The sequence below is a fragment of the Psychrobacillus vulpis genome (genome assembly GCF_006861825.1).
Classification (GTDB): domain Bacteria; phylum Bacillota; class Bacilli; order Bacillales_A; family Planococcaceae; genus Psychrobacillus; species Psychrobacillus vulpis.
The window spans coordinates 105,357-118,201 of sequence record NZ_VDGI01000002.1 but is presented as its reverse complement, the minus strand read 5'-3'; the positions used below and the strand labels follow the sequence as shown (position 1 = coordinate 118,201).

Annotated in this window: 10 protein-coding genes; all 10 read right to left on the bottom strand. The window is 34.5% G+C overall.

Annotation, left to right across the window (positions count from 1 at the left end):
* Window positions 1–100: 100 nt before the first annotated feature.
* Window positions 101–1,135, bottom strand: coding sequence for an N-acetyl-gamma-glutamyl-phosphate reductase (gene argC / locus FG384_RS03110; RefSeq protein WP_142641101.1), 1,035 nt, complete (start codon window positions 1,133–1,135; stop codon window positions 101–103).
* 223 nt (window positions 1,136–1,358) lie between these two features.
* Window positions 1,359–2,372 carry an anti-sigma factor domain-containing protein gene (locus tag FG384_RS03105; protein ID WP_142641100.1) on the bottom strand — a complete coding sequence of 338 codons (1,014 nt, stop codon included), beginning with the start codon at window positions 2,370–2,372 and terminating at the stop codon, window positions 1,359–1,361.
* Entirely contained in the window at window positions 2,369–3,124 is a 756-nt protein-coding gene (gene sigI / locus FG384_RS03100; protein ID WP_142641099.1) for an RNA polymerase sigma-I factor, read from the bottom strand. Before sigI ends, FG384_RS03105 begins: the two co-directional genes overlap by 4 nt.
* A gap of 86 nt (window positions 3,125–3,210) precedes the next feature.
* Window positions 3,211–3,963, bottom strand: coding sequence for a hypothetical protein (locus FG384_RS03095; protein WP_142641098.1), 753 nt, complete (start codon window positions 3,961–3,963; stop codon window positions 3,211–3,213).
* Between the two features lie 227 nt (window positions 3,964–4,190).
* Window positions 4,191–4,871: a DUF4956 domain-containing protein gene (locus FG384_RS03090; RefSeq protein WP_240793333.1), complete on the bottom strand. Its 681-nt coding sequence runs from the start codon at window positions 4,869–4,871 to the stop codon at window positions 4,191–4,193.
* A 23-nt stretch (window positions 4,872–4,894) separates the two neighbouring features.
* On the bottom strand, window positions 4,895–5,599 hold the full coding sequence (locus FG384_RS03085) for a polyphosphate polymerase domain-containing protein (protein ID WP_240793332.1): 705 nt from the start codon (window positions 5,597–5,599) through the stop codon (window positions 4,895–4,897).
* Window position 5,600: 1 nt separating this feature from the next.
* Window positions 5,601–8,696 (bottom strand): exopolysaccharide Pel transporter PelG, encoded by a 3,096-nt coding sequence (pelG, locus tag FG384_RS20120; RefSeq protein ID WP_166462362.1) that lies wholly within the window; start codon window positions 8,694–8,696, stop codon window positions 5,601–5,603.
* A 6-nt stretch (window positions 8,697–8,702) separates the two neighbouring features.
* Window positions 8,703–10,115: a GT4 family glycosyltransferase PelF gene (gene pelF / locus FG384_RS03075; RefSeq protein WP_142641096.1), complete on the bottom strand. Its 1,413-nt coding sequence runs from the start codon at window positions 10,113–10,115 to the stop codon at window positions 8,703–8,705.
* A 1-nt stretch (window position 10,116) separates the two neighbouring features.
* The gene (locus FG384_RS03070; protein WP_142641095.1) at window positions 10,117–11,952 is read right to left on the bottom strand and encodes a DUF2194 domain-containing protein; all 1,836 of its coding nucleotides are present in this window, start codon (window positions 11,950–11,952) and stop codon (window positions 10,117–10,119) included.
* Complete coding sequence (locus FG384_RS03065) at window positions 11,927–12,844, bottom strand: hypothetical protein (RefSeq protein ID WP_142641094.1); 918 nt, start codon at window positions 12,842–12,844, stop codon at window positions 11,927–11,929. The genes FG384_RS03070 and FG384_RS03065 overlap by 26 nt, the downstream gene beginning before the upstream one ends.
* Window position 12,845: the final 1 nt, after the last annotated feature.

The following is a 12,845-nucleotide window of genomic DNA, read 5'->3' as shown; positions in this document are numbered from 1 at the left end:
GTTGTCAAATGGACTCCTCCTAATATCAAATTCACCTTGGCTTTTTAGGTGCAGCGCAAGCTCATTGGTGCGCCGCCAAGATTTTGAATTACACTTATGTTTAAATGAAAAGCGGGACTTGCTGGAGTCCTGTTATTTGATCGAAACCGAACTGAACGTTCATGTTTTGAATCGCCTGCCCGGCTGCTCCTTTTACTAAGTTATCGATTACTGAAACGATTGTTGCTCGATTCGTACGCGGGTCGACTTTTACGTGAATATCACAGAAGTTAGAACCGTATACTTGGTTTGTTCCGAACTTATTTGTTTCTTTGATTATTCGCACGAATGGGTGATTTTTATATGTTTCTTGCAATGACTCGATTAACTGTTTTTCGGTCGTTCCTTCGTTTAAGGGTGCATAGCTTGTTGCTAAAATGCCCCTTGTCATCGGAACGAGATGTGTTGTAAATGTAATCGGCGATGAATGATCGGCAAAGCGGTTGATTGCTTGCTCAATTTCCGGTATATGCTGGTGCTGATGTAATTTATAGATGGCGGTATTTTCATTCGTTTCACTAAAATGCGTCATTTGACTCGGCTTGTTGCCTGCTCCTGAAATTCCACTTTTCGCATCGATGACAATTTGTGTCGCGTCGATTAGGTTTTCCTTTAATAGTGGAAGTAAAGATAGCAGGACCGCAGTTGGATAGCATCCCGGGTTAGCAATGAGTGGTGCATGCTGGATTGCTGTTTCATTCCATTCCGTTAAGCCGTATACACTTTTCTCGATAGCGTGTATGGGGGCAGGCTTTTTCTTATACCATTGTTCGTATTGCGACGGATCTTTTAGACGGAAATCTCCAGATAAATCGATGAGCTTTGGACCTCTTCCTATTAAAGGAGGAAGTAACTCGCTTGTTACACCTGACGGAGTACTCGCAAACACAACATCGAAATCTGCCAGCCTATCATTCTCTATTTTAAGAAGAGGCTCGTCATGAATATTTAGTAAGTGTGTATATTTATGCGAAAAGATAATTCCTTCTTCTGAGGACGTGAATAGATCTATCGTCTCTACTTCAGTATGGTTGTGTAGTAGACGTATTAGTTCCAGACCGCCATATCCTGATGCACCAATAATACCTACTTTCATGCGAATCACCTCAACTTTAAGATAGAAATAATTATATTACTGCATATTTATAAAGTCAACTGTATTTTTATATATAAAAATATGTTTTAAACACACGAATTATGAAAGTATTGTCACTGGTGCCTGGGATTGTTACTGGTGCCAGGCACCAGTAACAATCCTGTCATATAAAAAAGAGCGACGCTGGTGGCTGTCGCTCTTTTTAGGAATTCTTTATTCATTTCTAATCTTGATTATCTTCGTTATCGTTGTCTTTATCATCATGGTCATCGTTTTCTTCATGTTCATTTTTTCTTTCCCATTTATCTCTGTTCTTCTTTTCTTCCTCTTCTTCTTTTGCTTCTTTAGCTTGTTGTTTTTCATCTTGTTTTTGTTTCTGTTTTTCCCATTTTTCCTGTTCTTTTTCTTCTTGCTTCTGTTGCTTTGTTTTAGGTTGTTTTTCTTCTTTTGGTGTGTCATTTGTTTCTTTAGGTGGTGTTTGTTTCTCTTTATTGTTGTGCTCTTTTTCCAAGTTGTTTTCTTGTTTGTTTGATTCATTTTGGTGATCAGATTGATTTGTTGGAGTTGGAGTTGGCTTTATTGGCTCCTTCTCTTCCTCTTTCACTGGTGCTTTTTCAGTTTGTCTAAGTTGTTGGATAGTTTGGTTGTTTTTATTTGCTTTATCTCTTTCTTCTACTGTGCTCTCGGACACATGCCAAGATCGGTCCGTATGCTCCTTTTGAACGGTACGGACTGCTTCTTCAATAAGTTTTTTCGTATCTAGTTGCTCGTTACTTTTATACACTGTTATTAATTCAAGTTTAGCTGACTCAGGACCCATTTGTCTTACAGCTTTATCAAGCACCGTGACTAAGGAAAGTCCTTCCCACTCGTCTATATTCAGCAATGAATATTCATCTAAAGACCGGAGAGACACTACATTGCCTTTCTGATTTACTCCCAATTCTAGTGCGGTTTCTCCTTCTAATTGAACATAAGCTAATGCACTATTGGTGTTAGGAAATAATGATGTCACTATAAATACAAGTAGCACTGCAGCGATTAGAGCAGGAGCGATGAAAAAAGGTTTTAATCGTTTTTGACGAGGGCTTGCTGCTGATACGACATGAAATTCTGCTTCCTCACCCACATTAGGGCTACCAAGGGGAATACCACGTAGAAACTCGCCTTCCTTCGTCAGAAAAACCATATATTTATTTTTCTTTTCGCAAACAATGCCTCTATATGTGCGCATCATATGATTTCTCCCTTGACATAATCTTTTATATAAACGAGGTCACTGTTTAAGAGTAATACAACAGCAATCATATACTTACGATGCCGTTCCAGCGTTTTTCGCGATACCTCAACTAGTGCCTCAATTTCTTTCATAGGTAATCTTTTATTCTTTAGTAAATAATCATAGAATTCTTCCGAATCTGCAATAATTTGAGCTATTTGAAAAGCAGTTTTTCTCGCATCTGCATGTTTTGGAGCCGCCTTTGTCAGCTCTTCAAATGATAAATTATACACGACTAATATTTCACTGAATCGTATAAGTTCCTCTCGTCTCGCAGCCGTTTGTTGGTTTTCTGTATATGTTGTAATTGATTGTTTATCTAATAAATAATGTTGCTCTGATATGTATTCTTCTTCACTCGCTGATTGCATTAAAAAAACTTTTTCTTTTCTAGCACTCTCTTTCCGAATATAATCGACCATTCGTCTTTTTATTATGAGATGCGCAAATGTCTGTAAAGAGGCACTTTCTGTATGATCAAAAGCCATCACTGCTTCATGAAATCCATTCATTGCTATACTAAACTCTTCATCATGCTCGTCTATTGGTCTTTTACAAATAAAGGAGGCAGTTTTTTTCATAAATGGTGTAAAGGCAAAAAGGAGGTCACTAAGAACCTCCTCATCGCCTGCTTTTGCCTTTTGAGCAAGCTCGCTCATTGTTTGTTTTGTTTTTGTTTTGAATATCCCTTGAATAATGGACAAAAGCATATATACCCCCCGTTCTCACTTTATCCGCTCGCCTATCATTGTAATAGGGTTAGCAGAAAATGAAAAGCGGTTATTCTACGAAATGATTAATCTTCGTTTTCATTATCATCTTCGTCGTCTTCATTGTCATCGTCGTTTTTGTTCTTTTTGTTTTCGTGTTTTTCAGCTTTTTGTTCTTCTTTTAAAGCTTTACGTTCTTCTTTTTGTTTTTCTTTTATTTCTTTATGATTCTCAACTGCTTCTTTTTGTTCATCGTTATCGTTGTCGTCATCGTAATCATCGTCGTCATCATCATTGTCTTCTTTTAATGCTTTGCGCTCTTCTTTTTGTTTCGCTTGTAGCGCTTTACGTTCTTCCTTTTGCTTTTCATGAAGTTCTTTACGTTCCTCTTTTACAGCAGCTTTTTCTTCTTTTTTTGTAGTATCTTCAGCGTCTACTTGTTGTTCTGTTGTGTTCTCCACTTCTTTTATAGAAGCTTCATATTTAGCAATAGCACTTTCGATATTACGTTTAATAGCGGCTTTAGCAGTAGGACTTCCCGCATTTTCATATGCTTTATACAGTGCTTCTAGGTTTCCGGCAGTGTATCCCTCAGGAATTTCAGGAAGATCACTTTCTTTAACAGCTGCTTCTGCTGTTGTAGGCTTTACTGTGTTTTCAGGAATCGTTACAACAGCATTTACGGAATTCCCTTTTGTTTCTTCTGGATTTTTTGAGTTTAATTTACTTAAGTCTACAGTATCGAATAAGTTTTCATTTGCCCATGCATATCCAGCACCTGTTAATGTCATTCCAGCTACTAATAGCGCTGCTCCAGTTTTCTTCCATTTCATCTGCATTATCGATTCACCTCGGATAAGTTTTCGTCCGTATTCTTGTTCGGACACTCTATTATTCGTATAGGCATTTCTTTTTTGGGGGGTCAAATTGAAAATAATATATTACAGATATATTACTGGTGCCTGGCACCAGTAATGTATCTGTAACATAGTGTCCTGACAAAAAGAGAGCTACCTTTTATAAGTTAGCTCTCTTTGGTATTCAAGTTTGTTAGTTGGTTATTTTGTTATTGTGCATAGTCTCCTGTGTAGTTGACTAGTGAGCATTCTATGACACCATTTATGTTGTTAATGGTTGTCATAAATGCGGTATTGTCGTCACGTAGGTTTATTTCTACGGTTAGTTCTGTGAAATTATTTCGGATTGATTTGGATTTTAGTTTTGTATTTAGTTTTCTTAGTTGGACTCTTAATTCGTCTGTTGCTTCATCTGTATGACGAATGATCATTAGATAAGCTTCATGCTTCGTTTTCTTTTTAGACAACCAAGCTAGTGTTGCACCAAGCGCTAGAGAACCGATTAATGCTAGTGGATACATTTTCGCACCCGTGGCAATTCCTGCTGCTATTGCCCAAAACATATAAACAATGTCTAAGGGATCTTTCACAGCGGTTCTAAATCGCACAATACTTAACGCCCCTACCATCCCTAGTGATAGGATGATATTTGTACTAATAGTCATAATGATTAATGTAGTAATCATCGTCATTAATACAAAAGAAACATTGTAATTGTAACTATATACAACTCCACGGAAATATTTTTTATATACCCAGTAGATAAACATACCAATTGCAAATGAACATGCTAGTCCTAGAAATATGTCAATATAGGACACACTTCGAAATGCTTCAAGATGTAGTACACTTTTTTTTATCACATCTTGAAAATTTATTGTATCATTCATCATTATACCCCTCTATGAACCTATTATTTAAAACGTTTTATATTTACTTCTCTACAAATCACGTATTTAGATATTGCAGAACGAACAAATCTTTCTGGTTGTACAAGCTGACGTATGTTATCTGGCAAATATTGATCGAACTTGACCTCTAAAATCGTCTGCTCTGGTTTTAAAGGTTCTTCAAAAATTAAGTTTGAATCAAATAAATCCACATTGCTTACTCCAGCTGATAATCTTTTATCAAATGTAATACGCACATTTCCAGGTTCATAAATATACGCTTCTCGGACATAATCGACAATAACAGATGGAAGAAAGTTTCGGTATTTTAGTGCAGCATAGAAATCAACTAATAATGGATGATCCTTTTGGGACAAAACATCTATATCTCTATTTAGAATTGCCTCATATTCAGCGCGAGTAATAGGGGCTGCTTCTTTGCAAACATAATCTCCATACTTACTCTTTCTTTCTAAACTTATTTTTTGATCACTGCCATTATAAATACGAATACGATATTTCTCTCTATTAAAAACGCCATTGTTTTTATCATAAATAGAATGGTTGTGTATACCATCAAAATACAAACTACGTATTCCATATCCTTCTTCATTTAGCGAATTTTTATCTAACGTCAGAACAGCCGAAACCTTTTGTCGAAGTGAGAGGTAATCAAAAACATGTAGATAATATTTCATTTCATGCCTAAACTTTTTATTGTGTATCACATTACTTCACCTCAAAGTCTCTGATTCCAAAGAACTCATTACCTTCCTCGTCAATGTGCATATCAAACGATGTTTGTTCGTTCCCTTTACTATCTACTACAGTGACTTTCCAGTAATACTGTCCATTTGGAGGTTTTTTCATTGTAAATTCATTTTCACGAATATCTTTTTTCACTTCTAAAACCTCTGTAAACAATGGATCCCGAGCAACAGTTACAGTATAAAAGAGGTCATCTTGTTGAATATCAAATGAAATTTGCCAAGTGAACAATAGCTCCGTGTCTGTTACGATGACATCGTCCGTAAAAAAAGGTTTAGGCTTCTCAATGTCTTCATAAAATCTTTGTTTTGCTCGTTCGGGTGTATCCTTTATCTGTTGCAAGTTTTCTTCAAATGAAGTGTTCAATTCAGGTAAAAACTTCATATCCGGTTCTCTAAATAGAAAGGGTTTAACTATTTCTGCATACTTATTTATTTGTGCACCAACAGTATCTGCATTAATTGTTCGAGAGAGTTCTTCCACTTTATCGATAAGTTGTTGCACATTTTTTTCATTGCGGAAATAACGATTATGCAAAGTACTTCCCCAAAAGTTACTTATACCAGCTTGATAAGTCCTTATTGAATTTTCGCTTCTTTGTAATTCCCATGCCCCGTCATAGTCCCAAGGTAAAATAAACCATTTATCTGAATTTAACGGTGAATAAAGGTAGAAATTATTAGCGTCAGTATCCATGTTGTCCATCAGAATATTCATAGCAGTCCATGTTAAAAAGTTATCTAAATCAAAATGCTTCTCCATTACTTCCTCAATCGGTATCTCCATATTATTAAGGTCGTCCAACATTGCGATTAATTTGTCATGTTCTTCCCTTCCCTTTATCTCGAGAATTGTTTCGAACATTTTTTTATCATAAGTTGGATCTGTTTGTGATTTGATTTCGTTTGGATAGCGTTGAAATTCAAAAAAATTGACTTTGTATAAGTATCCACCTGGATCTAACCAATGATTTTTTAAAAACATTTCGTTTGGTTGTTCGACCTGTGTATACAATCCATAATCTTCATACGTTGTTTTATCACCATTTGTCTTATCTTTCACATATAAATGAACAAACTGCGTACGAAGACTCGTTATATTAGACATATTTTCCATCAAATCAAAACTTAACTTATTACGAATTCGGCTTAAATCCCCGATGTGTTTGTTTAAATTTATTGTTCGCTGATTTTGCCATAGGCCCGCATTATCAAATAATTTAATTTTGTATGATTTCTGAGCTGCGTAACGTGCAGTATTACCCCTTAGACTAATTTTAGCATTCGCATCTACTGCTCCATAACCAAACATTCCTTCTTTTGGTCCTGTACCGTCCTCGGTACCTTCTGAAAAAATAATATCCATTTTTTCTTCGCTATATCTATCCGTTATTCTATTTAAGGAATACCAATCTAAATTATCTTCATCAGGTAAAATAGTGATATATAATGATTTTATTGAGCTGTCCTCATCCCGCTCATATAGTCTTTTATCCTCTACTAATTTTTCATTACTGGAACTTTCTTCTACTACTACATTTTGTTTTTCTTGTTCTGGATCTTCTGTTTTTACTTCATTGGTGCAGCCAGACATAATAATGCTAGAAGCTATAATGATAGCTAGCATCGTAACAGGCTTTGAAAAAGAAAAATATGATTTTTTCTGTTTTTTCCTCGAGTACATTGGTTGCGAACAAAACGTATAATAATCAATGTTAGACAAAACATACAATAGTCTTCCTATTGTTATTAACAATACTATGAACGAAGCGATGAACATTCCTAATCCATTTATCCCTAGTTTCATCGTTATAAAAGTTAGAATACCATTTAAACCAAAAAACAATGCGCTAATAAATATCACGCCTTTCCGATCATCAAAATACATTAGCGCATGAATTATTACAAACATAATTATGAAGAAAAAATAAGCTAGACATAATAAAATAAACAAATCTAATTGCTCCATTGAAAATCCAATCTTCGGTAAAAAGATAATTCCTATCGCGATAGCTAAAGCAGTAAATAGAAGCTGAACTTCTACTAAAAAACCGATACGATGAAGCAATACTTTTTGCATTTTTTGCTTTGCAATATTCATACTTTTATATGTACCACCATCTACTACATTCTTATAATAATTTAAAAAACGCTCATAAAAATCGGTTTCTACTATTACTACAAACATGACAAGCGAAGGTACAACAGAAATATAAGCATAAAAGACTGGTAAGTCATAAAAAGGCATTAATCGGAATCTCTCTGATACGATTAAACGATCTTCCGAAAAAAACCAATAGATCAAGTTATGAACATATACACCTGAGTAAACAAAAAAACCACTGAAGAATACAGTTGGATATTTTCGGAAGTAATGTACAAAAGAAAAATAATTTCTTTTTTCATTACGAGGAAATACTTGTTCAAAATGGTACATAGACATCCCGACAATAATAGCAAAACCTACATCCATCCCAATTAAAGCAATAGTAGTTGGGCTAATGGTAGTTAAATGGAATAATAAATAGCTCATAATAATAGATACTAATACCCCAACTAAAAAGCCACGTACAATCCTTTTGTAATCTTTAAGTGCTGACAAGTACACACTTTGAATCCAAATAACCACAAGCTCCATAAAAAATAAATAGGCTGCTATTTTGTACCCTATGCTCTCCTGAACACCATATAAGAAAACTCCTGTAACAAGCCCCCCAATTGGTAAAATGATAATCAAAGCTCCGTAAAACGATGAAATAATTTGTTCATATTTGTTTTGATATATCATGTCCGCTATGAATCTAGTTAAAACCATAGAGAGTCCAGAGGTCAAAATGATAGAAAAAATGAAACAATAAGTCATTGTTGATATAAATAATTCATTATCTAAAAATCTACTTCCATTAGATAGCATCATATTTTGTTGTACAAACACTAAAATTATACATAAAACCATTGGACCAATCGTTGTCAAGGAAGAGTATGCATAAGCTTTAATATTTTGAAGAATTCCTTCTTCTCTATATAATTTTCGCAGTTCAAAACCTATACCTGCCATTCTATTTTACCCCCCTACTGATTGATACAATTCTCGATAGCTTGAAATAAATTCACTTCGTTTATAATCATTTTTCACTCGACTATACCCATTTTCACCCATTTTTTCTCTTAGCTTTTTGTCCTTGCATAATTGAATTACGTAATTTGCAATTTCTTCATAATGCATAACTGGTGCAATAAAACCTGCACTGCCGTAGTCATCATCCGCACTACCATTTATCAACTCTTTACAACCACCAACATTTGTAGATACAAATGGTTTCGAACTAGCTAGACCTTCTAAAATTGCTAAAGGTTGTCCTTCACTAATACTTGTTAGCATCAGAATATCCATTTGACCTAAATAATCTTTTACTTGTACCATTCCAGTAAAAGTTATACGTTCCACTCCTAATGCTTCAACCATTTGCAAGCATTCTTCATAGTAAGCATCATCTTCTTCTGATGGTCCCATAATGTACAACTCTACATTTGGTACTTCTCTCTCTACTAAAGCAAAGCTTTGGATCATTGTTTTAATGTCTTTAATTGGAACGACTCGAACAATTGCTCCTATGCGAATTATGCCATCGTCAGGAGCTTTAGAAAGGTTGCTGTAATTTGTCACTTCTACCCCATTCGGAATAATAAGGATTTTGTCTTCTGAACATCCCAATTCTACTTCTATTTCTTTGTTTCGATTAAACAATGTTATCACCTTGTCCGAAGCATCATAAATGGAATTCGACAAAGTGTAAAAGTAGTTAATCCATAAATCCTTGAAATATCCTTTTACCCAATCCGCCTTAATAATTTCTTCTTCTCTTTCTCGAGAATAGATACCATGCTCTGTCAGTATGAGCGGTTTTTGATGTAGATTCTTCGCAAGGGTTCCTACTACTCCGGCATAACCTGTAGATACGGAATGATACACATCGGCTTTCGGAACATCGTGGCGAATCGTTAAAAATAGGGGTAATATCATTGAATTAATAGTCCAGAATAATTCTGTAAAAGGAACTTGGCTATATTCGTTTTTCCCTAAATACTCTACAAGATCAAAATAATCTTTACTTGCTAAAAACTCACCAACGTTTTCAAATTTTTTGCTCCTAATTAATTCAAATAATTCTTTCCAATTAACATCAATGCTTCCACTTACAAGAGAAACAAGGTTATCCCTTTCATTTGATGTAAGATTATATCGTTTCCCCCATTTTTTCTCTTCTAACAAATATTCATCTAAAAAGATTTCTTTTATCTCTATTAAGTTTTGAGGCAGCTCATAACGAAATTTCCCTCTTTGTTTTGTTTCGGCTCCAATAGCATACACAATGAATTCATGCTCTTTCATCTCTGTAATGAGACTATGAATCCAGCTTGATACCCCTCCAGTGACATAAGGATATGATCCTTCAGCTATCAAACAAATTTTCATTCTAATTTCCCCCAAATTCTATTTTGAATTTAGATGCATTTGCTGTTACTAAGTAAACATTGTCGCCTATTTTTTTAACAGTACAATTTTCTAAGCGCCCCAGTTTTCTTTTTGAACGTAAAATATAGGAAGTCTCCCCATTGTATTTGTCCATATTACCTTCAACACTATTTTCCCCGTTCTTCCAGCTTACTTGAGTATGAATATTTGTAGCCATATCTAGCGCTGCTTCAGTAGCAGGTAACGCTCGAAGCCAAGGATACGTCTTTTGCACGCGGGACATATAATCATTGAATGACTTATAGATTTTTTCCCACCCCATATTGTTGCTTCTATCACTACTTATTACATCATCTGGATGAACAAAGTGAGAAAATACACCTACCCCTGTCATCGTGTTCGCTTCTGCCCAGCGGTCGTACTCTCTCTCAAAATAACCAGAAGTAATACGGGGCATTTCAATAATTCCATCTTCCGCTACATCGAATTCTTGAACATAAGCTACTCCACTTTCATCTTCTCCATATAATGAGGAGATTACAGTTAAGTCTGGCCACACCTTTTTCATTGCTTCTCTTCCTTCTTTAGAAAGAACATTGGAGGGAGGCACATAAGATGTAACTGTATATCCAGGAAATGCACTTTTCGTATAGGTAAGAAGCTCATCAATTGACTCGGACATGTCTTCTTCTTTTCTCCATTCTTTATAACCAAATTGGGAAGATACCTCTTTATCAAGTACTAAAGATTGATGGTTATAACCATGAAAGCCCAATTCCCCTCCACTTTTAATAAGCTCACGACCATATGAGATAAGATAATGACTATCCTTATCTTCTGTATAATTAAAAGGAGGCTCCACACGATCGTTGTATGACTCAATAATTGCACCGGTATATTTCATATCATATTTTTTGGAAGTTTTCAGCATATTTGGCCACCATACTTCTTGGTAGAAAGCAGATATATCTCTCTTGTACTCTTTATAAATAATCGGATTAGTTCCTTTTGCAATGGGCGAAGGGAAATCATCAATGAAAAATACCTTCAAATTAAAAATAGAATATATAAAATTGGGTTCCAATAAACTTAATGCACCAGCAAAAAAGCCTCGATTTATTTTTTCTTGTAGCATAGTACCGTTAAAATTCATAAATGCGCCTTTGCCATATTCATTTTTCCATAATAGTGGTATTCCATTTGCACTTTCAGCAAGTAACTCTGTTCCATCATCAAGCCCAACACTTATGGAAGAATTATGGATAAAATCATCGTCAATAAAAAGATCTTTTTCACCAATTAATACATCTGAGGTTAAATGAATTCCTTTTGCATCTACTGATTTATCGAAAGAGGTAATACCAAATTTACGATATAGTATTTGATAATCTGTATCTATGTCTAACACAGACATAAAAAAAATATATCCTCCTTGAAACACATATTGCTCAATTTCCTCTGTATTACCAATATCTTTTAACTGATCAGTAGTGAGAAGAATTACATCACAACTCTTAAAATCAACCTTTGTTTCATTCACTTTAACTTCTGTTGACTTTTTTTTCATATATTCAAGCGTTTTAATCGCATTTCCCTTTAATTTTTCGCTGTATTCATCTGTAGGATTATATAGTATGCAGTAATTACTTCCACTCGGTTCTACTATATTCTCTTTAGAAATATCCGCTAAAATTTCATCTCTCTTTTCAATTAAACTTTGATTTTGTTGAAATTTTAATATAAATTGCGAACGCGAAAACTCCAATAAAATACCAAATAGTAGAACGAAAAGGATTATAATGTATATTTCTTTAGAGAAGTTCCCTTTTACCTTCATATCCAGTTCCTCCCGACCAATACCTAACAATAGTAAGCGCTTGATTGGAAAGTTTAATCGTTGATCTTTTTAATTCATCCAATGTACTTTGCATTTTTATTGTAGATTTAGTAGTGTAATATAATTTCAATAAACAAATATAAGGTTTTTCTGAATTTGGATATTTCCTTAAATATTCTAGGCAAGTATTTTCTGCAGTGGAATATTCACTCAACTCCATTTCAGTTGTCACCTTTTCTTCAAAAGTTTCCCCATCTCCATCATCATTTTGAATAAGTTGATTTAATACATGAATATAAGTAAATTTGTATTTTCGAATAGTTTGATCGTCCAAAAATCCACTATCCATGTACTCCTTCAAAACTTGTGCGTACGCGCGAGCTATGTGAGTATCACTATTATTCTGATCAAATTTAACAGAAAGCTCTTGCAGTGAAATAGATAGTTTTCTTTTTATCTCCATCACTGCTGTAACAGCATAATGAGAAGTTTCTGTATCTTCGTTTAGTACCGCTGTTTTAATTACGTCCATGTATTGCAATGTATCCTCTTTTAATACATCAATCATTACTTTTCTTCTTGCGGAGTAATCACTCACTACTAAAGCTTCTTCAATCGGAACAATATTCAGCTCTTTTTCTTTTTCTATTTTTTCTTGAATAGCTAATAACTCTACAGAAATATCCTCGTTTTGTTTGTTTATATACTTACCAAACATATCACCTTTATTTTTTATAAACTTCTTTGCCCATATAACAGGCAAAAACCATCCAATTATCGGCAAAAATGATACTACCGTCATTTTTAATAGCCACTCTTTTAAATTTTTGTTCGAAATGAATAAAAGGACACATGCAGATAAAATAATATACAGCATATACATGTACATCATT

What these genes read in the sequence shown, in the direction of transcription:
- argC (WP_142641101.1), bottom strand. Translation starts at nt 1,135, where the DNA reads ATGAAAGTAGGTATTATTGGTGCATCAGGATATGGCGGTCTGGAACTA.
- pelF (WP_142641096.1), bottom strand. Translation starts at nt 10,115, where the DNA reads ATGAAAATTTGTTTGATAGCTGAAGGATCATATCCTTATGTCACTGGA.
- FG384_RS03070 (WP_142641095.1), bottom strand. Translation starts at nt 11,952, where the DNA reads ATGAAGGTAAAAGGGAACTTCTCTAAAGAAATATACATTATAATCCTT.
- FG384_RS03105 (WP_142641100.1), bottom strand. Translation starts at nt 2,372, where the DNA reads ATGATGCGCACATATAGAGGCATTGTTTGCGAAAAGAAAAATAAATAT.
- FG384_RS03090 (WP_240793333.1), bottom strand. Translation starts at nt 4,871, where the DNA reads ATGAATGATACAATAAATTTTCAAGATGTGATAAAAAAAAGTGTACTA.
- FG384_RS03065 (WP_142641094.1), bottom strand. Translation starts at nt 12,844, where the DNA reads ATGATGTACATGTATATGCTGTATATTATTTTATCTGCATGTGTCCTT.
- sigI (WP_142641099.1), bottom strand. Translation starts at nt 3,124, where the DNA reads ATGCTTTTGTCCATTATTCAAGGGATATTCAAAACAAAAACAAAACAA.
- FG384_RS03095 (WP_142641098.1), bottom strand. Translation starts at nt 3,963, where the DNA reads ATGCAGATGAAATGGAAGAAAACTGGAGCAGCGCTATTAGTAGCTGGA.
- pelG (WP_166462362.1), bottom strand. Translation starts at nt 8,696, where the DNA reads ATGGCAGGTATAGGTTTTGAACTGCGAAAATTATATAGAGAAGAAGGA.